The 21,079-nt window shown below is 50.7% G+C and carries 15 protein-coding genes and 2 pseudogenes; 10 read left to right on the forward strand and 7 right to left on the reverse strand.

Annotated elements, in window-relative coordinates:
- Positions 1–3 precede the first annotated feature (3 nt).
- The 4 genes from FCN80_RS09575 to FCN80_RS09590 form a co-directional block, all read right to left on the reverse strand.
- Positions 4–999 carry an ABC transporter permease gene (locus FCN80_RS09575; RefSeq protein ID WP_136989941.1) on the reverse strand — a complete coding sequence of 332 codons (996 nt, stop codon included), beginning with the start codon at positions 997–999 and terminating at the stop codon, positions 4–6.
- On the reverse strand, positions 990–2,504 hold the full coding sequence (locus tag FCN80_RS09580; protein WP_136989942.1) for a sugar ABC transporter ATP-binding protein: 1,515 nt from the start codon (positions 2,502–2,504) through the stop codon (positions 990–992). Before FCN80_RS09580 ends, FCN80_RS09575 begins: the two co-directional genes overlap by 10 nt.
- A gap of 10 nt (positions 2,505–2,514) precedes the next feature.
- Positions 2,515–3,543: a substrate-binding domain-containing protein gene (locus tag FCN80_RS09585; protein ID WP_136989943.1), complete on the reverse strand. Its 1,029-nt coding sequence runs from the start codon at positions 3,541–3,543 to the stop codon at positions 2,515–2,517.
- Between the two features lie 281 nt (positions 3,544–3,824).
- Complete coding sequence (locus tag FCN80_RS09590) at positions 3,825–4,853, reverse strand: zinc-dependent alcohol dehydrogenase family protein (RefSeq protein WP_136989944.1); 1,029 nt, start codon at positions 4,851–4,853, stop codon at positions 3,825–3,827.
- A 102-nt stretch (positions 4,854–4,955) separates the two neighbouring features.
- On the opposite strand from FCN80_RS09590, the gene FCN80_RS09595 reads away from it, so the two are divergent.
- Both FCN80_RS09595 and FCN80_RS09600 read left to right on the forward strand, forming a co-directional pair.
- Complete coding sequence (locus tag FCN80_RS09595; protein WP_136989945.1) at positions 4,956–5,882, forward strand: LysR family transcriptional regulator; 927 nt, start codon at positions 4,956–4,958, stop codon at positions 5,880–5,882.
- A 134-nt stretch (positions 5,883–6,016) separates the two neighbouring features.
- Positions 6,017–6,823: an SDR family NAD(P)-dependent oxidoreductase gene (locus tag FCN80_RS09600; RefSeq protein ID WP_136989946.1), complete on the forward strand. Its 807-nt coding sequence runs from the start codon at positions 6,017–6,019 to the stop codon at positions 6,821–6,823.
- Between the two features lie 81 nt (positions 6,824–6,904).
- On the opposite strand, the gene FCN80_RS27675 is transcribed toward FCN80_RS09600, so the two are convergent.
- Entirely contained in the window at positions 6,905–7,198 is a 294-nt protein-coding gene (locus FCN80_RS27675; RefSeq protein ID WP_479684752.1) for a TolC family protein, read from the reverse strand.
- 355 nt (positions 7,199–7,553) lie between these two features.
- On the opposite strand from FCN80_RS27675, the gene FCN80_RS09610 reads away from it, so the two are divergent.
- The 3 genes from FCN80_RS09610 to FCN80_RS09620 all read left to right on the forward strand — a co-directional run bounded on the left by FCN80_RS09610 (position 7,554) and on the right by FCN80_RS09620 (position 12,449).
- Entirely contained in the window at positions 7,554–8,174 is a 621-nt protein-coding gene (locus tag FCN80_RS09610; RefSeq protein WP_136989947.1) for a TetR/AcrR family transcriptional regulator, read from the forward strand.
- 67 nt (positions 8,175–8,241) lie between these two features.
- Positions 8,242–9,351: an efflux RND transporter periplasmic adaptor subunit gene (locus FCN80_RS09615; RefSeq protein ID WP_136989948.1), complete on the forward strand. Its 1,110-nt coding sequence runs from the start codon at positions 8,242–8,244 to the stop codon at positions 9,349–9,351.
- Positions 9,348–12,449 carry an efflux RND transporter permease subunit gene (locus tag FCN80_RS09620; RefSeq protein ID WP_136989949.1) on the forward strand — a complete coding sequence of 1,034 codons (3,102 nt, stop codon included), beginning with the start codon at positions 9,348–9,350 and terminating at the stop codon, positions 12,447–12,449. Before FCN80_RS09615 ends, FCN80_RS09620 begins: the two co-directional genes overlap by 4 nt.
- A gap of 202 nt (positions 12,450–12,651) precedes the next feature.
- On the opposite strand, the pseudogene FCN80_RS09630 reads toward FCN80_RS09620, so the two are convergent.
- A pseudogene (locus FCN80_RS09630) lies at positions 12,652–13,034 on the reverse strand (transposase); the annotation flags it as partial.
- Positions 13,035–13,443: 409 nt separating this feature from the next.
- Here FCN80_RS09630 and FCN80_RS09635 point away from each other — a divergent pair.
- The 3 genes from FCN80_RS09635 (at position 13,444) to FCN80_RS09645 (ending at position 17,948) form a co-directional block, all read left to right on the forward strand.
- A complete protein-coding gene (locus tag FCN80_RS09635; protein ID WP_136989950.1) occupies positions 13,444–14,436 on the forward strand; it encodes a hypothetical protein in 993 nt (330 codons plus the stop codon).
- Between the two features lie 519 nt (positions 14,437–14,955).
- The gene (locus FCN80_RS09640; RefSeq protein WP_136989951.1) at positions 14,956–16,836 is read left to right on the forward strand and encodes an ATP-dependent nuclease; all 1,881 of its coding nucleotides are present in this window, start codon (positions 14,956–14,958) and stop codon (positions 16,834–16,836) included.
- 383 nt (positions 16,837–17,219) lie between these two features.
- Complete coding sequence (locus FCN80_RS09645) at positions 17,220–17,948, forward strand: aspartate/glutamate racemase family protein (protein ID WP_136989952.1); 729 nt, start codon at positions 17,220–17,222, stop codon at positions 17,946–17,948.
- A 131-nt stretch (positions 17,949–18,079) separates the two neighbouring features.
- Here FCN80_RS09645 and FCN80_RS09650 read toward each other — a convergent pair.
- A pseudogene (locus FCN80_RS09650) lies at positions 18,080–18,949 on the reverse strand (LysR family transcriptional regulator).
- Between the two features lie 216 nt (positions 18,950–19,165).
- On the opposite strand from FCN80_RS09650, the gene FCN80_RS09655 reads away from it, so the two are divergent.
- Positions 19,166–20,143 carry a hypothetical protein gene (locus tag FCN80_RS09655; RefSeq protein ID WP_136989953.1) on the forward strand — a complete coding sequence of 326 codons (978 nt, stop codon included), beginning with the start codon at positions 19,166–19,168 and terminating at the stop codon, positions 20,141–20,143.
- Between the two features lie 125 nt (positions 20,144–20,268).
- Positions 20,269–21,033 (forward strand): sulfite exporter TauE/SafE family protein, encoded by a 765-nt coding sequence (locus FCN80_RS09660; protein WP_136989954.1) that lies wholly within the window; start codon positions 20,269–20,271, stop codon positions 21,031–21,033.
- Positions 21,034–21,079 lie beyond the last annotated feature (46 nt).

Below are 21,079 nucleotides of genomic sequence, written 5' to 3' on the forward strand. Positions count from 1 at the left end.
GGATCAGCCGCCCCGGTATTTATTCAACAGATGATCTATCGAAACCGCCGCCAGCAAGATCAGCCCTTTGATGAGGTCTTGCCAGTAAATAGAAACATTAATCAAGATCAGCGAACTGGTTACGATAGAAAGCAGCGCCACGCCCAGTACCGCGCCAAGTATTGATCCTGTGCCGCCTTTTAGACTGGCCCCGCCTATAACGGCGGCGGCAATCACGTTGAGTTCCATGCCGACGCCGAACGTCGGCGTGGCGGACCCCAGCCGGGCCATATAAATGATCCCGGCCAGACCCGCCAGGGTGGAGGTTAACACGGTAACCGACAGTTTGATGCGGTTGATATTGATGCCGGAATACGCGGCGGCCCGCTCATTACTGCCGGTATAAAACACCTTGCGAAAGAGCGTGGCTTTACGCAGTAATACGTCAAACACCGCCACCAGCGCGAAAAACAGAATAATGACGACGGGAACGCCCCAAAGCACGCCCTGACCGATGAATTTGAAACTCGCCGGCAAGGTGAACAGAGATAGCGGCGTCCCTTGGGTGATAATCATGCACAGGCCCCGCACGATCACCATTGCCGCCAGTGACGCGATAAAATGGCTAAGGCCGATGCCGGTTACGGTCAGCCCCATGAGCAAACCCACCAGCGCGGCGGCGGCGATGCCGCCCGCACTGGCGAGCCAGGGGTTCACACCGTTGAGAAACAGTTGCCCCGCCACGACCATCGATAGGCACACCACCGCGCCTACCGACAGGTCAATGCCGCCGACAATCAGCAAGATGGTCATGCCAATCACCACGATGCCGTCAATGGAAAATGACAGCAACATGGCTTTCATGTTGGCCCAGGTAAGGAAATAGGGCGAGGTAAAACTCATCACCACAAAAATCAGGGCGATGATGGCTATCAGGCCGATTTCCCGCTGTTTATGGATATCGCCAAACAGCGCCAAACGGGTTTTGCGCACGACGGGCAAGGTGGTATTTAACGCCATGGGGCCTCCGTCTCGGATGGGATGCCGGCTGCAAGCCGCATCAGGTTTTCTTCGCTCATCTCCTCGCCGGTCACTTCGCCGCTTAACCGTCCCTCGTGGATCACGACGATACGGTGACATAGCCCAATCAACTCGGGCAGTTCCGAGGAGATCACCACCAGACCCACACCGTCGGCCGCCTGCGCCGCCAATATTTGGTAAATTTCCGCCTTGGCGCTTACATCCACGCCCCGCGTGGGTTCATCCAAAAACATAATTTCCGGTTTAACGGTCAGTATCCGCGCCAACGCGACTTTCTGCTGATTGCCGCCGGATAGGGAGGAGACCGGGTCGCTTAGTTTGCCGCGTTTGAGCCTTACCTGCCGGGCCAGGGTTTCCGCTTGCCGGCGTTCGCGTTGCGGGCTAAGCGTCAGCCCATGGTGGCTAATGGCGCGCGTGTCCAGGGCAGAAATATTCCAATCAATGGGCATGGCGAGAAACAGTCCGGCATCTTTGCGGTCTTCAGACAGATAGACCATGCCACGTTGAATACAGGCGGCATAATTCTTAAGCGTTACCGACTGGCCCTTGATACGGATTCCGCCCTGTCTAACCGGTCGCAGGCCGCAAATCCCCAAGGCGATTTCACTGCGCCCCGCGCCCATAAGTCCGCCGATGCCCAGAATTTCGCCGGGGTGCAGATTGAAACTGATATCGTGGAAACGCGACCCATCGCCCAGCCGATGGACTTCCAGCAACGGGGAGCCCGTATCGACAGGCCGCTTATCCGGATACAGTTGCGATAACTCCCGCCCCACCAGCCGGGTAATGACGTCACCCGGCGTCATGCTGTCAAGCGGGGCGCTATGCACGGTACGGCCATCACGCATCACGGTGATGTGCTGGCACAGCGTGAAAATCTCCGCCATGCGGTGACTGATATAGACCATCGTGATGCCCTGCGCCTGAAGCTGACGCATAATGGCAAATAGCGTTTGGGCCTCGGGTTCGGTGAGTGCGGCGGTGGGCTCATCAAGGATCAGCAGACGGCAATCCAACGTCAGGGCTTTGGCGATTTCCACCAGTTGCTGCTCTGACAGCGATAGGTCGCCGACTTTCCGCGTGACCGGGATGGGCGCCAGACGATTCATCATCTGCTGTGCTTTGTCCCGCAAGTATTTATGCGGCAAAAACAGCCCGCGCTGGCTTCCGGCATGGGCCATCCAGATATTTTCATACACGCTGATATCCGGACACAGGGCAATCTCCTGATGCACCAGACCTATGCCCAGTTGCTGCGCTTCACGCGGCGAGCGGATAACCACCGGCTTCCCGTCCAGCAGAATTTCACCGCCATCCGGGCGTAAAATCCCATCGATGATGTTCATCAGCGTGGATTTTCCGGCACCGTTTTCCCCGGCCAAAGCGTGTATTTCCCCCTGACGCAAGGTCAGGTTCACCTCTTGCAGCGCTTTTACCGCGCCAAAGCTTTTGCTGATGCCGCGTAATTCGAGCAAGGCTGTCATCGTCGGCTCCTTACTCGTTAATGCCTTTGGTGCCGCGGCGTTTGATATAGGCATCCCAACGGAAATCGTCGGCGTTTTCCTTGGTTACCACGGCGTAGCCATTATCGAGCAGCGGAAATGAGAAGGGATTGACGCCGGTGCGTTTTGTGTCGTTCATCGGATCGATAAGCTGAGGATGGGCCGCGAGGAACAGCGTGATGAACCCCAAATAGCCCTGAATGCCCTGGTTGGGGTCGATAGCGCCGAAGACCTGGCCGCTTTTGATCATGTCCAGTACTTTGGCATTGACATCCACGGTCATCACTTTGACTTTACCTCCGTTTTCCGCCACTGCTTGCGCGGCGCCGATGGCTGAACTGGCCTCCGGCATAAAAACGCCTTTCAGGTTGGGGTGGGCCTGGAGTATCGACAGCACGGCATTATAGGCTTTGGAAGGGTCCTGATTGGTGGCCGCCCTGGCGACTAACTGGCTGTCGGGGAAGGCGGTTTTCATTTCCTTGATAAATGCGGCCACCCGTCTGTCATGGTTGTCCTGGCCGGGGTTTTCCAGTACGGCGTATTCGGCGCCTTTCCCCATGGCTTTACCCAACATGTCGGCGGCGGCTTTACCTTCACGGAAATTATCGGAAGTGATATAGGCCACGCGTTTACTGTGAGGCGAGTCAGCGGCGAAAGTCACCACGGGAATGCCCATTTCCGCCGCGCGATTAATCGGCTCAATAAAAGGATCGGGATTCATGGGGTGGAGGAAAATCCCGGCGGGTTTCTTGGCCAATACCTGCTCAAAACTGGCCAACTGCTGATTCACGTCATAGGCGGGGGTGCCGCCATAAACTGTTTTACACCCCAGTTGATGCGCTGCCTGTTTGAACATCTCATACACCGGAAACCAGTACTCCACGCCGGTAACCATGACGTTCATGTAGTAGGTTTCGCCGGGCTTACAGCGAAATTGCGGTGTGTTATCGGCGGCATGTGCGCTGCTGGAGAGGCCCACGGCCACCAGCAGGCCGGCAAAAAAGGTTGCGATCTTTTCCATGTTATTCCCCGGATTAGGCGCTGAATGATATGGCTCAGCCGTGACTGCAAAACGCGGTAATACGAGCCGGGGCGGCAACTGAAAATTATTTCCTGATAGTGAAATAATTTTCATAACTTATAGGTAACCCGGTTAAAAAGATCAATTGAATGTTAATATAATGTTTATTAAATGTGATGGCATTCACTAAACCGGAGGGCGGCGCGCACAGAAAAAAACAGGAGGAACGAGTCCCCCTGCCAGGTATCACGGGAGGTTTTTCAGTTTTCCGCCGGAAAACGCTATCCGACACGGATGACGACTTTACCAAAGACGCCGCTTGCCAGATGATCGAAAGCCGCTCTCGCCTCGGAGAAATCGTATATTTTATCGATTACGGGTTTAAGCTGATGGCGTTCAATGGCCTGACATACGTCCTCCAGAGCCCGCCTATGGCCCACCGTTATCCCCTGAATAATGGCGCGCTTGAGCATCAAGGGTACGGCGGAAAGCACTATTTCATTGCCGTTTAGAAATCCAATCTGCGCAATCCGCCCTCCCGGCGCGAGGGCATCTGCCGACTGACGCAGGTTATCTCCGCCGATAAGCTCCAGGATATGATCGAACCCGCGTCCCCCGGTCAGCTCAGCGGCCTGCCGCGACCATTCCGGTGTAAGGCGGGTATTAATCAACCCCGACGCGCCGAGCGCCTTCGCGCGCTGTAGTTTTTCCTCGCTTCGGGAGATAACCGTTACCTCCGCGCCCAATGCCCGGGCCAGTTGAAGCCCGGCCAGCGCCACTCCGCCGGTTCCTTGCACAAGAACCCGCTGACCTGTCCTGAGCCTCCCTGTTTCCACCAGTGCGAACCAGGCCGTCAGGGCCGCGACAGGTAGGGTGGATGCCTCTTCGTCATTCAGGGAATCCGGAGAGGCGACGGCGACATTTTCGTGCAGAGTGACGTATTCCGAAAGCATTCCCGGTAGCGGTCCTCCCAGTGAACGGCCGTGACGGACCATGTCTTTAGGCGCATCGCCATCCAGCCACTGCGTCCAGAAATTGCCCATTACACGGTCCCCTGGCCGGAAACGCGACACTCCCGGCCCTATTGCGACAACCACACCCGCCATATCAGAAACGGGCGTGAAAGGCATCCGGGGGAGGTCAGGCAGCAATTCCCCGTCCAGCACCAGCTTATCCCTGTAGTTAAGGGAGACCGCGGCAACTTTTACCAATACATCGTTATGCCCCGGTACTGGTAAAGGCATATTCGCTATCTGTAAGTTTGCAGCTCCAAAAGACGTTAACTGCCAGCGCCGCATGCGTTGAGCCATAATGATTTCTCCTGTCAGTGGAAAAAATCATTTTATTGACAACAATTCAGTCTGTATCGCGATATAAGGTCATAACATTTCCTCCTTTATGGAGACAATCGGATGGGATTCATTCTGCATTCGCAGTTGCTCAGTATGGCCGCTTTTGTGCATACCGTTGAAACAGGCAGTTTCACTGCCGCCGCTGTCCGTATGGGGGTATCAAAGTCCGCAACAGGAAAACATGTCGCCCGACTGGAACAGCGGCTCGGCGTGAAACTGCTGAACCGCACCACCCGGAGCATAAGTCTGACAGAAGAAGGGAAACTGTATTACCGTAGCTGTCTCAACGTCATGGATGAGCTCAATGAGGCTGAATCCCTGCTGGCCGCACGCAGACAGGTGGTTTCAGGCACGCTGCGTATCAGTCTTCCCATCTCATATGGCAGGCTTTGTGTCATGCCCGTCCTGGCAATGCTAAGTGCGGAGCACCCCGAACTCAGACTGGAAATGACCTTTACTGATCGCCGGGTGGATCTTATTGAGGAGAACATTGATCTCGCCATACGGCTCGGTGACACCGGGAACGCCGCCAGCCTTTCCGGACGAATGCTCACCCGCCAGCGATCTGTTATTTGCGCCTCTCCCGCATACCTTCATCGTCACGGATTGCCCGGTAGCGCCAAAGAGCTGCTGGCACATGATTGCCTGGGTTTTTCGCGGGAGGGCAGAGTACTGCCCTGGAAGGTGCTGGACGAGGATGGCGGTATAACCGTTTTTGAGCCCATTATCCGCCACATCGTCAGCCACGGCGAAGCGCTACGGGATGCCGCCGTCAGTGGTATGGGCATTGCGTTTCTGTCGACCTGGTTGGCCGGAGACGATATCAGGAAAGGGCATCTTCGGATAATACCGCTGGCCACCCCCGAATATGATGCGCCAATTTCAGCGCTGTGGCCTGTTTCACGTCATCTCTCGCCCCGTATACGGGTGGTGGTTGATAAACTGTATGCGGTTCTCAGCCGGGACGCCGACCAGATTTTGGGGTAATGGATGCCGCAACACGCCACTCTAACAACAAACCGCCCCTGGTTATTGGGATAGAATCACTATCGGTGAACACGTGTTTGGGTTAAGAATGCGCGATTTCTGATGGCATCGCCCTAGTAACATTGGAGACTAAGATGGATTTGCAACTTAAAGACAAAGTGGCGCTGGTGACGGGAGCCAGTGCCGGCATCGGTTTTAGCATATGTGAAGAGCTGGCGGCCAATGGGGCGCATCTGGTCATGGTTGCCAGAACCCGCTCCCGCCTGGAAGAGGCCGCCAAGGGATTAACGCGGCGATATGGCGTCACTACGCTACCGCTGGCGGGGGATGTTGTCGATGCCGATTTTCCCCGGCAAGTGGTTCGGCAAGCGGAACAGCATTTCCCAGGGATTGATCTGCTGGTCAACAACGCGGGCCGTGCGCATACGGGCTCGTTGTTGACCACCTCCGACGAAGACTGGGAGGCGATGACGGCCACCAAATTTACCGCCATGCGTCACTTTTGCCGTGAAGTGATTCCAGGAATGCAACAGCGTCAGTGGGGACGCATTGTGAATATTTCCTCCATTGGTGGATTATATCCAAATCCCCCGCTTACCGTTTCCCATGCGCTAAGCGCGGCCATCAACAACTTGACCCGCAGCCTTGCCCTGGATGTGGCGGCAATGGGTATTTTGGTCAACGCCATTGGCGTGGGGGCGGTGGCGACGGAAAACTGGGCGAAGAATATGTTGCCCAACGTACGCGCCCGCCGTCCTGAGCTGGCAGGTAAAACCGATGAGGACATCATTATCCTTCTTGGCAAGGAGAAAACACCCATCGGGCGTTTCGGCCGTCCGGAGGACATCGCCGCTATCGCTGCTTTCTTGCTGTCTGCGCGCAATCAGTTTGTCACCGGTCACACCGTGGAAGCGTCCGGCGGCGCGGACCGGTTTATGTAATTATTCGCTATGAGCAGGTGAATGACGAGTTGGCGTCGGTCTGGGCAGCGCCGCCATTCACCGGTCCTTTGTTTGCAATCATCACACGGGCCTGTAAGCCGCGTATATATCGGCAGTTTGAGCCGCGATAGCAAGACGTGTCGCAGTGACGCCTGCCTCAGATGCCTGATAATCGGCGAGTGCAGCCTCCCGACCTTGGCGTAGACCGCCGAACAGGTCAATTTCCCGGCTTGCGTTGAGATCGGTTTCATAGGAACTCCCGTAGCGATTATAATCTGGCGTTGAATTGAGAATCCGGCCCAGCGGCGTTTCAACTGACCGGTAAGCACGAACGGCTTGTCCGCTGAGATTTCCCGAGGGCCGTTGCTGCCCCAAGTCCCGCCCTGGCCTGCTCTAGCCTGGGCGATATCGAGATTCTGTGTGAGCGCCTCTGAAACGAACTGGCTTAACAAGGGATCACCGAAGCCATTCCACTAGGGTGCGTAACTCGTGGGCAGAGATGTGTCTGGTCGCTGTTCGTCTGATTGAGCCTGATAATGCTTTGCGAGTGGCGCGTCGGGATGTCGGTCATCCGGTCCAACGACGCATCCAGCCTATAAACGGGTACTTACAGCCAGAAAAATCGTACGTAGGGGAAGCATTGATAATCCTTGTATCGAATCGAATTTGTGACTAAATTACAAAATAGTCACAAGTTGTCAATCAAGGTATACTAAGATAGGTTGCAAAAATGACTAAACACATGAACACAAACCCATCAAGAGGTCCCCTGGATCACAGCGTCCGGGACCAGGTTGTCGAGGCGGCCAAAGAACACTTCGGGCATTTCGGCTATGAGAAAACGACGGTGTCTGATTTGGCAAAATCAATCGGTTTTTCAAAAGCGTATATATATAAGTTTTTCGATTCCAAACAAGAAATCGGTGAGGTGATTTGCTCTAATCGGTTGGCTATGATAATGGATATCGTCAATTCCGCGGTTGCAGACGCTCCGACAGCATCGGAAAAAATGAGACGTTTATTCAAAGCGCTAGCCGAGGCAGGGGGCGATTTATTCTTCCATGACCGCAAGCTTTATGACATTGCGGCGGTTGCGGCGCGCGATAAATGGCCATCGGCCGAGGCTCATGAGCAGCGTATACGGCAACTTATTGAGAAAATCATTCTTGAAGGGCGTCAAACGGGAGAGTTTGAAAGGAAAACGCCGCTTGATGAGGCTTCCTATGCGATTTTTCTGGTCATGAGACCCTATCTGAGCCCTGTACAACTGCAATACAATCTGGAGACTGCATCCACCGCTGCTGCGCTGCTGTCGTCGCTTATACTAAGAAGCTTATCACCTTATTTGTGACTATTGACAATATTGGTCACTAGTCTGAGAATGTGGGTATTGTCCTGTTAGACTGATAAGGAAACCCATGCTCAGGCTCAAACCTGTTATTTTTGCCGTTTGTTTACTGCCGTTTGCACTTGTGGCTTGTGGTGAACCTTCCGGCTCAGACGACCCCCGCAACCAGCCCCCTTTGGTCAGATCAGCGATCGCGATTAATGCGACCGACCCTTCCCGCGACTTTACCGGCGTTGTCGTTGCACGAATCCAGAGCGATCTTGGTTTCAGGGTACAAGGCAAAATCCTTGAACGTCTCGTTGATACCGGGCAGGTTGTCAAACGTGGTCAGCCATTAATGCGTCTGGATCCCGCTGATCTGCGTCTGCAGGCGCAGGCGCAGCAACAAGCCGTTGCCGCCGCGCAGGCTCACGCCAGGCAGACGGCCGATGATGCGGCGCGCTATCACGGCCTGGTTGCCGCTGGCGCTGTTTCTGCTTCGACCTATGATCAAATAAAAGCCGCCGCAAAGACGGCCAGTGCTGAACTCAAAGCCGCCCAGGCTCAGGCTGATGTGGCGCAAAACGCCATGAGCTATGCGGTCCTGGTGGCCGATGCCGACGGGGTGGTGATGGATACGCTGGCCGAACCCGGTCAGGTCGTCAGTGCCGGTCAGCCGGTTATCAGACTTGCCCGAGCCGGGCAACGCGAAGCGGTCGTCCAGTTACCGGAGACGCTGCGCCCGACCATTGGAAGTGAAGCGCGGGCCTCGCTATACGGAAGCAATAAACAGCCTGTTCCTGCGAAACTGCGGTTGCTCTCTGATGCCGCCGACCCATTGACGCGCACTTTCGAGGCAAGGTATGTACTTGAAGGTCAACTCTCTGGCGCACCTCTGGGATCCACGGTAACCATCCATATTGCTGAAAGTAAATTATCCCAACCGTTGTTGCAGGTGCCTTTGGCGGCCGTTTTTGACGCGGGTAAAGGGCCAGGGGTCTGGGGTATCACAGGCAAACCCGCCAGAGTGACCTGGCGGCCCGTGCAGGTGGTTAGCCTGAGGGACGATGCGGCAATCGTGACCGGTGGCCTTAAGCCCGGAGAACAGGTGGTGGCATTGGGTGCCCACCTGCTGCATGACGGTGAGACCGTCCGGCTGGCTAAACAGAGCGATGACCGTGTCGCCGGGAGCCGTTCATGAGTCGCGGGCGCTTCAATCTCTCCGCGCTCGCCGTCCGCGAGCGTTCAATTACGCTGTTTCTTATCATCCTGATCACTGTTGCCGGTATTCTCTCGTTTTTTAAACTGGGGCGTGCGGAGGACCCGCCCTTTACGGTAAAACAGATGACCATCATTTCTGCCTGGCCTGGAGCCACTGCTCAGGAAATGCAGGACCAGGTAGCCGATCCGCTGGAAAAACGGCTACAGGAACTCAAATGGTATGATCGCACAGAGACCTACACACGCCCCGGGCTGGCTTTTACCATGCTCTCGTTGCAGGACGGTACGCCCCCCTCACAGGTGCAGGAAGCGTTTTATCAGGCACGCAAAAAACTCGGCGATGAAGCCAAAAACCTGCCTGCGGGTGTGATTGGTCCGATGGTCAACGATGAGTTTTCCGACGTGACATTTGCCCTCTTTGCTCTCAAGGCAAAAGGAGAGCCGCAGCGTCTCCTGGTCCGCGACGCCGAATCGTTACGCCAGCGTCTTCTCCACGTGCCGGGGGTGAAAAAGGTCAACATTATCGGCGAACAGTCTGAGCGGATATTTGTCTCGTTCTCCCATGATCGTCTGGCGACGCTGGGTATCTCTCCCCAGGATATTTTTTCTGCGCTGAACAGCCAGAACGTTTTGACGCCCGCCGGCTCAATAGACACCCATGGACCGCAGGTGTTTATCCGTCTGGATGGGGCGTTTGATACGCTTGAGAAAATCCGGGAAACGCCGGTTGTGGCACAGGGAAGAACCCTGAAACTCTCTGATGTGGCGACGGTAGAACGCGGTTACGAGGATCCGGCGACCTTCCTGGTCCGCAATCAAGGCGAGCCTGCACTTCTGCTGGGTATCGTGATGCGTGACGGTTGGAACGGCCTGGATTTGGGGAAAGCCCTGGATGATGAAGCGGCCAAGATCAATGCTGACATGCCGCTCGGCATGACATTTACCAAAGTTACCGACCAGTCCGTTAATATCAGCTCCGCCATAGATGAGTTCATGCTGAAGTTTTTCGCTGCGCTACTTGTCGTCATGGTGGTCTGTTTTATCAGTATGGGTTGGCGCGTCGGGGTGGTAGTGGCCGCCGCCGTACCACTGACACTGGCAGTCGTCTTTGTCGTCATGGAGGCTACCGGCAAAAACTTTGACAGGATCACGCTGGGCTCCCTGATCCTGGCGCTGGGATTGCTAGTGGACGATGCCATCATCGCCATCGAAATGATGGTGGTGAAGATGGAAGAGGGCTATGACCGAATCAAAGCCTCCGCATATGCCTGGAGTCATACCGCCGCACCTATGCTGGCCGGCACGCTGGTGACGGCCGTTGGCTTCATGCCTAATGGATTTGCGCAATCCACGGCGGGCGAATATACCAGCAATATGTTCTGGATAGTGGGTATCGCATTGATTGCTTCCTGGGTGGTGGCGGCGGTATTCACACCTTACCTTGGGGTGAAAATGCTGCCAGACATTAAAACGGTTGAAGGGGGTCATGCCGCTATTTACAACACCCGACGCTACAACCGTTTTCGCCAGTTGCTGGTGGGGGTAATCGCGCGGAAATGGCTGGTCGCCGGCGCTGTCATTGCGTTGTTCACCTTCGCCATTTTCGGCATGGCGTCGGTGAAAAAACAGTTTTTCCCGACGTCTGATCGGCCGGAAGTTCTCGTAGAGGTTCAGATGCCCTATGGCACATCCATCGAACAAACCAGCGCCGCCGTGTCGAAGATTGAAAAGTGGTTGAAGCACCAGAAAGAAGCAAAAATTGTGACCTCTTATATTGGTCAGGGATCACCACGATTTTATCTGGCCATGGCACCGGAGTTGCCCGATCCATCGTTTGCGAAAATTGTTGTTCTTACGGACAATCAGGAAGCGCGGGAGGAACTTAAATTTCGCCTGAGGCAAGCAGTGGCTGACGGTCTGGCGCCAGAGGCGCGCGTTCGCGTAACACAACTGGTATTTGGTCCCTATTCACCCTATCCGGTCGCGTTTCGTGTGATGGGGCCGGATCCGGCAGTGCTGCGCGACATCGCGGATAAAGTGAAAAACCTGATGCTGGCCAGTCCGCTGATGAGGACGGTCAATACCGACTGGGGCTCACGGGTGCCGACACTGCATTTCACCTTAAATCAGGACCGTCTTCAGGCGATGGGGCTGACATCAAACGCAGTTGCACAGCAGCTTCAGTTCCTGCTCTCGGGCGTTCCCATAACTTATGTGCGTGAGGATATTCGTTCAGTGCAGGTCATGGGGCGTGCTGCCGGTGATATCAGGCTCGATCCGGCAAAAATAGAGGGTTTTACTCTGATCGGTTCCACGGGGCAGCGTATTCCTCTTTCGCAAGTCGGAAAGGTCACGGTACGAATGGAAGATCCTGTACTGCGCCGTCGTGACCGAGTGCCAACCATAACAGTACGGGGTGATATCGCCGAATCCCTGCAGCCGCCGGATGTCTCCACTGCAATTATGAAGAAACTGCAGCCCATCATCACAACGCTTCCTGATGGATACCGTATTGAGGAAGCTGGCGCGATTGAGGAGTCAGGAAAAGCCACCAAAGCTATGGCGCCGCTGTTCCCGATCATGATCGCCCTGACCTTGCTTATCATCATCATTCAGGTGCGTTCAATGTCGGCGATGGTGATGGTCTTTTTGACCGCGCCTCTGGGGCTCATAGGCGTGGTTCCCACGTTGCTGCTCTTTAACCAACCCTTTGGCATCAATGCGCTGGTGGGTTTGATTGCCTTGTCAGGGATCTTGATGCGTAACACGCTGATCCTCATTGGGCAGATTCATCATAATGAACAAGAAGGGCTTGCACCTTTCCATGCGGTAATTGAGGCAACGGTACAGCGTTCCAGGCCAGTATTGCTCACGGCAATGGCGGCCATTCTTGCATTTATACCGCTAACGCATTCGGTGTTTTGGGGAACCCTGGCCTATACCCTGATAGGCGGGACATTGGGCGGGACCATTATTACGCTGGTCTTCCTGCCGGCAATGTACGCCATTTGGTTCAGAATACGTCCCGATGGAAAGAAGCGAGCGGAACCACAGGCTGCGGGGTCACCGTCACGTTAAGAAATTGAGTACGAGGCAGTGGAGTCAATTGTCCCGAAAATGGGTCGCGTGCCCCAGACGCCGTTGGAATGGGGCAAACGCGCAGAGCCCGATAGCGGTGCGCGTGATGGCCTGACGACCGGCGCATTCCCTAACGGAAACAGCCTATTAAAGTGACTTTATCTGGGGCTGATGGATGCGCAGGAGAAATGGACAATGCCTCTTCAGACACGGGTTTTACTCGTCTTCCCCGGGCAATAAGGGTCCGTGCGCAATCCATTTTTTTGTTTTGCCGTATTCAACCGCCTCCTTAAGGATCTCATTTTCCATGGTTTTCTTACCCAGGAGACGCTGGAGTTCGCGGATCTGTTTCAAGGCGCTGTTTAACTCAGAAGCCGGCACAACCTTTTCGCCGGCAGAGACCGCCGTCAGGCTGCCATCCTGGTATTGCTTACGCCATTTAACGACCTGATTGGCATGTAAATTATGACGACGAGCGACAAAAGAAACGGAGCTTCCTGGCTGGAAGGTCTCCTGAACAATGGCGATCTTCTCCTGCGGAGTGCGACGGCGACGTCGCTCTGGCTCAGTAAGAACAGTACCCATAATTTCGCTTTGACCAGTCTTGAACATAGCTCCAGGCCTACCTCTAATTTTAGGCGGGTCAAAGTGTATGGATCATCAGGGAGCTAATACAGTACTTAGAAAGTACACCTTAGTTGCATCAATATCATACTATTGTGTAACGCAGATTCGTGGCGTATAGTTACTGCACATTACTTGTTTCTTACTACCGTCAGGTACTAAATTTATGTCTCCCGCGCAAGCTAAACAGAAGCAGCATAAACGCTACAATGCCGTAGCAGTGCAGGTTTCCCTTGGCCGTGCCGGGTACCAACCTGCCGTGAAAAGTCGCTTCAGTAAGTCAGCTAGCAACAAGTTCGCTCATGAGATCGCTTTTGCCTGATCCCGAACTTTGAGGCACAATAAACCATCAGTCACTGATGGTTTTTTTATGTCTGTTCAAAACGTTATCCCCCCTTATGAGCAGGTGTATCTGCTAAATCAGCAGCTGATCTGCAATGCCGATCAGTTCCAATATGCTGTGATCACGGTTGGCGGCCAAGCCGTGCAATATTGGATATCCTATTATCATGCTCTTTACGGTGACAGGTTGCCTGATGAGCGTCTTACTACTTCTGTTGACTGCGACTACAGCGCCCGGAAAGACGACATTGCGGCCATAGCCAAAACACTCAATGTAAAAATGTGGGAGAATAAAGACGGTCAGCCCCCATCCCTCGCCAAGTTCATGCTTATCGATCAGGATACGCATGATATTAAGCGGGATGATGATCGTTTGTTTGCTGTGCCGGATGCGCCTGACGAGCCAAATGTGGTGGATATTATCGATCAGCCCGGAGGCTTTGACCGCTCTGATTTTCAGGGGGAAAAACTTTACCTTCATACCACCCCGTTTTATGTGGAAGCAACTGGCCCAGGTATCCCGGAAATGAGCGAGAAGGTCAGGGTGTTAAATCCCATTGCCTGTATGCGCTCCCGCTTTAGCAACCTTATTGATTTGCGTCGTGATCCTGAAATTGAGATTGCGCGAATCAACGCGCTTAAAATTCCATGTTACTACTTTCTTATCGACGCGTTTGATGTTGAGCCGTTCAGGATTGCTCGGGGAATTTATATGGAACTCTGGCAGTTAGCATGCAATCAGAATTGTCTTCGTCAACAAGCATTCTGGCACACCTGGCAAGGGCCGTTAATGGAAAAGCAGCAAAGTAACAATATTACACTGCTAGATGTACTGGAAAAAGTACATCAATTTCTGGTTGGGCATTTGGATGACTTTGATGTCCCGGAAGACTTTGTTACTGAAGATTTGCCACGAAAAATTGCGTATCTTCGTGGCCGATTTGAGCGCTATATTGCGCTCAACAATGAACAGGTGGTAAGAGGACGCAGAGGATATGAACGTAATCGCCATGATAATTAGTTGTAGTCAATCGCTACTGCCTTTCTGAACACCCCTTATAGCCGCCTATTTCCGCTCCTCGCTCTTAGCCGACTGCCAGAAACTGTCGAAAGCAAAAAGCCCGCCTCAGTCTCCCAAGGCGGGCTTTTCTAGAATTTTGGCTCCTCTGACTGGGATCACCTTTGCCAGTAACTGGCTAATATCTAAGCTAAACCTGAATCCCCAATCTGTCAAGACCACCAGAATGACCACCAATCGAATCTGATTACATAAAACTGATTTGAGCAGTCTTGTGCATTAAGTGATCTTTACTATTGTCATATCTACAAGGGCTGTGTTGACCCTGCCCCCGTAGTGGTGAGTAAAAAAACCTGGCAGTCTGCTTTGTGCCAAGCACCCGTTCAGCAGAAATGCTCAGGCTATCCGACGCGCAATCACATCTTACTTTAAAAAAAGTAGCAATTTACCTTCGGTTACATATATATAGTTAATTGAATTTTAATATGCATTTTCTATCATGTCATTTCAAGGGATGAGGGTATGAGATCAAAGTTATTAAGTATATATGTCAAGAACATAGGATGTATCGGGCCTGAGGGTGTTCAGGTTAAGCTAGATGATATCCTTTGCCTCGTTGGCCCCAATAATTCCGGTAAAACAACGATACTCAGGGCTTACGAACTCGCATTTAACCCAAATTCTTTCAATATCAGTAATGACCGATGTAATTGGGCTACTGCGGAACAACCGTCTGAGGTTATCCTTGATGTTCATATTCCAGAAGGAATGGGAAATGTAGATGAAAAATGGAAGATTGTTGATGGTGAAATGAGGATAGTCAGAAGTTCATGGGTCTGGGATGAAACAGGAAAAGTTATAAGAAAAACATGGGATCCTCAATTAGGCAATTGGGCACCTGATGGTAAGGCGGGTGGTGCCGATAATGTTTTCAAATCTCGGCTTCCAAGACCAATGCGTATAAAATCATTAGATGATGCCATAACGACAGAAGAAGTATTGCTTACCCTTGCCTTAAGCCCTTTAGTAAAGGAACTTAAGACGCTGGAAAGTGATAATAACTCTCAGATATCCAAAGATAAAGCTGCTCTGGCAGCTACTGTTAATGCACTGGCAGTGCCTCATCAGGAAAGACTTTCCAGCATTTCTCAGCAAATACAATCTGGATTTCAAAGTATCTTTCCAGGGCTTGGAGTACAACTTCATGTAGAAATGATTCCACCTGAGCTAAAAATTGAGAATTTGCTCAAACAGGGCTCCGGATTATTGGTTGAAGAAGCTGCTGGTCAATCCCGAATAGGACAACAAGGTACAGGAGCAAGGAGAGCATTATTCTGGGCAATGTTGCAAGTTCATAATGAGATCAGTCGACAAACTGAAAAACGAGATGCACTTCTTAAGTCTTTAAATGAACAATTAAAGAAAGAGTGTAAAAAGGATGCAGAAAGCGAGGCCGTAAAATTACTTAACCATCAAATTGACGCTATAAAAAATGGAGGTGTGATTCCCGAGGATGCCGAAGATCCAGCATTGCCGGGCTACGTCCTTCTGATGGATGAGCCAGAAAATGCTTTGCATCCAATGGCGGCAAGAGCTGCACAATCACATCTTTATGCTCTGGGAAAACATCCTGACTGGCAAGTATTATTGACTACGCACTCGCCTTACTTTATTAACCCACTTGAAGACCATACGACAATTGCGCGTATGCAGCGTTCATCTGATGGAAAATCACTATCTCCAAAATTATATATTGCTGATGAAGCAAACTTTTCTGCAGAAGAAAAAGATAATTTACAGGCATTGCAATTAACTGATATGGGTTTTGCGGAAATATTCTTTGGTAGTTATCCAATTGTTGTGGAGGGTGATACTGAACATGCTGCATTTATTTCTGCAATAGTAAAAACTCAGCATGAAATGGCCGGAAAGATAAGCATTATCCGGGCGCGGGGTAAAGCCGTTCTTGTACCTCTAATAAAAATGCTACGCCATTTCAAAAGCAACTTTGGGATTGTGCATGATATTGATTGGCCATATCGCAAGGATGGTTCCGGGAATGGAATGTGGACCATCAATGAGACAATTCGTAACGAAATAATAAAATGCAGACAAAATGGCCATATTGTTTATCACCGCTGGAGCATCCCTGACTTTGAACGTTTTCTGGGAGGAGCGGCACTTGGCAAAGATAAACCATATTCTGCTTTTCATCGCATATCATCTGATGACGAACTCAAGGTTAGAGTACAAAATCTTATATCAAGCTTGTTCAACGGAGATGATTATGACCCGATAGGTCATGATCCAAACAGCGAGTTTATTTCTCAGGTTCTAGCGGATTTAACTGTTTGGGCCGTAAAAAACAATCAACAACATAATATACGTATAATAGGCGTCTAATAATACCTACCTGTAATGCCTGCAAGATTATTATTTGCAGGCATTGTATCTATAGTAATTGTTTTAGTGGTTATCTGTTTTTAATTATTTGCCACTTACTCATAGCAGGTTGATGTTTATATTTTTCCTTCCAGTCTTGTGTGAAAATGAGCGTTCCAAATAACAGGTTGTGTAATGAGTCGTGTGGCTTGTCATAATCATTTTAAAATTTTAGATGCGAAGTTAGCAGACAATAATATAACTCTCTAATGTTATATTTCAGTTTGAACGAGATGAACATGATAGCCAAACTAACGATTGAAAAGAAAAATAGATTTTACATTTTTCTTTTAATATATTAGCAACCTGCCAACCGATAAAATTTTAAATGGAGGTATCAGATAATGGGTGTTTCTTTAGGTATACTTGCAGGCATGGGGCCCCGGTCTACAGCCCCGTTTATTGATATGATGGTAACAGACTGCCAGGTTGTGTGTGGGGCAAAATATGATATGGATTTTCCTGAGATGCATATCATCTCCCTGCCAACCCCTTTCTGGCCTGGTAAGAAAATTAATTGCAGCGAAATGATAGCCGCCCTGCAGCATGGTATAGCTGAACTCGTCAAAGCAGACGTAAGTCTGATAGCCGTACCCTGTAACCTTGCACACTGCTACTTTGATGAAATGAATGAGGTTAGTGCTGGTATCCCACTTCTCCATATCGCTGACAGTGCGCTTGAAGCCCTGCCAGCAGAAGCAGGTAAAGTCGCAATACATGCCACCGGGCCAACGCATGAAGCCAGTTTTTATCAGCAACGGATACGAGATGCAGGCAGAGAGGTAATTGATTCGCAGGAGCTTCGTTCCACAACCACATCGTTAATTGGGTTAGTAAAAGCAAAAGGCTCCAGGGACCCGGAGGTTCAGGCCAGATGGCATCATTTAATGTCGATGGTCGAAAGCACTCAGGCCGATGCTGTTCTTATTGCATGTACAGATCTTAGCCCACTGATATCGAGGAATTCTTTTAACTTTGCCATCGTGGATACCGCGACAAGCCTCTCCCGAGCGACAATAAGGCACTACAGACGACTGATTGAGGAAAAAAATGATTCTGGTGCGGCACGTTAACTGGTTCATATTCAGTAATTATTGACCCTCGTTAAAACTTATTATATTACACCATCAGGCGTTTTAGAGCTGCGAAACACGCTACGGCCACGTTCTCGCGGTGTGATGTGCTGATTATGGCCATAAAAAAGTCACACATCGTTTAATTCAGCACGCAATAACGTTTCAAACGCATTACGTGAGTGATGGCGGTCTATTCTGCTGTTTTTTATAAAGTAATTTTGTACGGGAAATAACTCGCTAAAAGTATACCCCCTGATATTACCTGTTCTTTTGAACTGCTCAAAAAAGCCAGCAGGGACCAGCGAGACACCGGCTCCGGAGCTGACACATCCAAGAATCGTTCCGTAGCTTGCAATGCTGGTGATATCGACCGTGACCTGATGCTGATTGCCCCATCGCTCAAGGGCCTGTCGGTAAGGACACCCGTGCGGCCACATATAAATCCGTTTTCCTTTGAGGTCCTGAGGGGCAGAGATCTCTCCCGTAAACGGAGAGGCAATGAATACCAGTGATTCCTAGTGAGCATTCACATAAGTGATATCCGGATGGTCATCCTTTGTCGCGATAACAGCGCAATCGAGTTTATGCCCGGCGACATCACTGACTAACTGTTGCCATGTCCCTGTACTGAACTGCACCTGGACTGCAGGATAGTTCTGGTGGAATTTTGAGAGAACCATCGGTAGCCGTCTTGTTGCGGCAGATTCAATCGCTCCGACCCGCAGGATCCCGGCAGGTTCTGATGAGGGCTCAAGTGCACGGCGGGCTTCCTGGCAGTAAGTCAGTATTTTGCTGGCGTACTCAAGCAGTATTTCTCCCGAAGGTGTGATGACCAGGCCGCGCCCCTTGCGGATGAAAAGAGAAACACCCAGTTCCGTTTCCAGGAGCTTGATTCTGTTTGTGATATTTGAGGGAACGCAGTGCAGTATCTCAGATGCTCTGGCAATGCTACCCTGCTCGGCGACGGTTTTAAACATTTTCAGCTGAGATAAATCCATCCCCTCACACCTCACTAAAAGTGAATAATTAACTCACTATAAGTCAGTTGTAGTGTGTTAATCAATCATCCTACAATGCTTGGAGCAGGTGGAATCAGACATTATTTTTTAAACGCCGTAATGAAAACCGGAAATAGTCAATTTTTCATTCATTTACCAATGAATGGATCAGGAGTCTTTAAATACTTTCAGTCCGTGAATAACAGAGGTGAATATATGACTTCCTTATCTTTGCAAGGCTGTGATGACATATCGAAAAAATCTTATTCTATGCAGGAACTGGGTGAGATATTCATCGATGGTTTGCCTGAACATATCGCAATGTTAAAAATTCCTGGTCGCTGGATAGCCGGAGATGTTCGCAGGTCACCCGTGCCCGCGCATATTGATCATGTCAAGGACATTCAGAATATGATGTACGAAGTTCTTTGTCATGAGATAACCCAAGAGGCACAGGCTTATGCGGAAGGGACTTTTCTTGCCTTTCTGCAAAAGGATAAAGTTGATACCGGTGTCCTCAGCTTCTTTAACGGCTGGAATGAAACGCACAAAACGACAAGCCTGGTATCCGGAAAAATAATCATGCGACTGTCCGCTGATGCACTTTATATTTCACATGAAGATCAGGCTATCTATCATAACGTTCTGGCCCATATGCATGAAGTAACAAAAGATGACTTTAGACTTGGTCAGAAGGGGCATGACGGAATGTATAAATACATGACAAATGCTTTCAGGGCCGCAGCCTGGGTTGATGATCAATATAAAATCAATGAGTGTAATGAATTCTCTGATTTCCTCTACAATACTGGCATTGCAAAACATAAGTCTGCAATGCGTTCTCCTGAATATCTGCAGTCTGTCATGGATGCCATGATGGTCTCTGTCGCTTCTGAACTCTGGAACGGACGTGAATACAATTTTCTTGCTCAGTTTATAGAGGGGAAATTATTGTCCTTCAATGCGTCGTTAAATGAGGACACTAAAACTCTGCGTAACGCCAAAGGTTATGTCATGGGCCATGCCGGGGAGGTGGAAAACAGGCATGGCTTGCATGCGCTGGCCGCGTTACAGGCCTTTGGCCGTATCGCGGGGCTGTCATTCGATACAGAACGACTTAAACATGTCATGCTTGATTATAACAGGAGAGTCGGCGTGGCTTTTTCTGCATTACAAAACGTTCTGACTCACTGAAATACGGAACTGGCTATCCTATTTTTCGTTGCCTGTTATGGGGCAGGTAATGATGCCTCAGGTGTTACAAGAGAAATAAGTTTAAAATATGTCTTTATTGCTTTTGCGGGGGACTGTAATAAGTTATGAATGTTGATATTTCTCTTTTTGCTCTGGGAGGCTTCGCTTTCTGTGGTGGTCTGATCGATGCTGCTGTTGGTGGTGGAGGGCTTGTTCAAATTCCTGCGCTTATTCATGCGCTACCTGGCTCCAGTCTGGCAACGATTTTTGGCACCAACAAACTGGCAGTTCTGCTCGGGAACGCATTTTCTGTCTCAGGGTATCTCCGCCGGGTAAAGATTATATGGAAGCTAATTATTCCAGTAATGGGCGCTGCATTTATTTTTTCATTCGCTGGCGCATACACTGTCTCTCTTATACCAAGAGGGTTTATGGAATATCTGGTTTTTGTCGTTCTTATTATTATGGCGGTCTATACGTTCATAAGAAAAGATCTGGGACGACTACATGCGGATATCAGGATTGGTCTGAAAGAGATACTGTTGGGGATAGTGTTAGGCGCTTTTATCGGATTCTATGATGGTATATTCGGAGCAGGCAGCGGAAGTCTTTTATTGTTTGCCTTTGTTAAATGTTTTGGCTTTGATTTTCTGAATGCTTCTGCATCAGCCAAATTAATAAACCTTGGGACTTTTACTGCTGCACTGCTTTTTTTTGTGCCGTCAGGGAATGTATTGTGGATAACCGGAGGTATAGTCGGTATTTGTAATGTTGCAGGGGCAATTACGGGCGTATTTTTAGCCTTGCGGTATGGCAGTGGGTTTATCAGGGTTTTTTTCCTGATACTATTACTGTTTCTTATCGGACGAATGGGGGTTTCCATTCTCTGAATCAGTCTGAAAGTAAATTTTCAGACTGAACAGCTTTTTTGATTAA

Origin of the sequence: Martelella alba, from assembly GCF_005217455.1 — a bacterium.
GTDB lineage: Bacteria > Pseudomonadota > Gammaproteobacteria > Enterobacterales > Enterobacteriaceae > Acerihabitans.

What these genes read in the sequence shown, in the direction of transcription:
- FCN80_RS09575 (WP_136989941.1), bottom strand. Translation starts at nt 999, where the DNA reads ATGGCGTTAAATACCACCTTGCCCGTCGTGCGCAAAACCCGTTTGGCG.
- FCN80_RS09580 (WP_136989942.1), bottom strand. Translation starts at nt 2,504, where the DNA reads ATGACAGCCTTGCTCGAATTACGCGGCATCAGCAAAAGCTTTGGCGCG.
- FCN80_RS09585 (WP_136989943.1), bottom strand. Translation starts at nt 3,543, where the DNA reads ATGGAAAAGATCGCAACCTTTTTTGCCGGCCTGCTGGTGGCCGTGGGC.
- FCN80_RS09645 (WP_136989952.1), top strand. Translation starts at nt 17,220, where the DNA reads ATGGGTGTTTCTTTAGGTATACTTGCAGGCATGGGGCCCCGGTCTACA.
- FCN80_RS09620 (WP_136989949.1), top strand. Translation starts at nt 9,348, where the DNA reads ATGAGTCGCGGGCGCTTCAATCTCTCCGCGCTCGCCGTCCGCGAGCGT.
- FCN80_RS09660 (WP_136989954.1), top strand. Translation starts at nt 20,269, where the DNA reads ATGAATGTTGATATTTCTCTTTTTGCTCTGGGAGGCTTCGCTTTCTGT.
- FCN80_RS09655 (WP_136989953.1), top strand. Translation starts at nt 19,166, where the DNA reads ATGACTTCCTTATCTTTGCAAGGCTGTGATGACATATCGAAAAAATCT.
- FCN80_RS09635 (WP_136989950.1), top strand. Translation starts at nt 13,444, where the DNA reads ATGTCTGTTCAAAACGTTATCCCCCCTTATGAGCAGGTGTATCTGCTA.
- FCN80_RS09595 (WP_136989945.1), top strand. Translation starts at nt 4,956, where the DNA reads ATGGGATTCATTCTGCATTCGCAGTTGCTCAGTATGGCCGCTTTTGTG.
- FCN80_RS09600 (WP_136989946.1), top strand. Translation starts at nt 6,017, where the DNA reads ATGGATTTGCAACTTAAAGACAAAGTGGCGCTGGTGACGGGAGCCAGT.
- FCN80_RS09590 (WP_136989944.1), bottom strand. Translation starts at nt 4,853, where the DNA reads ATGGCTCAACGCATGCGGCGCTGGCAGTTAACGTCTTTTGGAGCTGCA.
- FCN80_RS09640 (WP_136989951.1), top strand. Translation starts at nt 14,956, where the DNA reads ATGAGATCAAAGTTATTAAGTATATATGTCAAGAACATAGGATGTATC.
- FCN80_RS09615 (WP_136989948.1), top strand. Translation starts at nt 8,242, where the DNA reads ATGCTCAGGCTCAAACCTGTTATTTTTGCCGTTTGTTTACTGCCGTTT.
- FCN80_RS09610 (WP_136989947.1), top strand. Translation starts at nt 7,554, where the DNA reads ATGACTAAACACATGAACACAAACCCATCAAGAGGTCCCCTGGATCAC.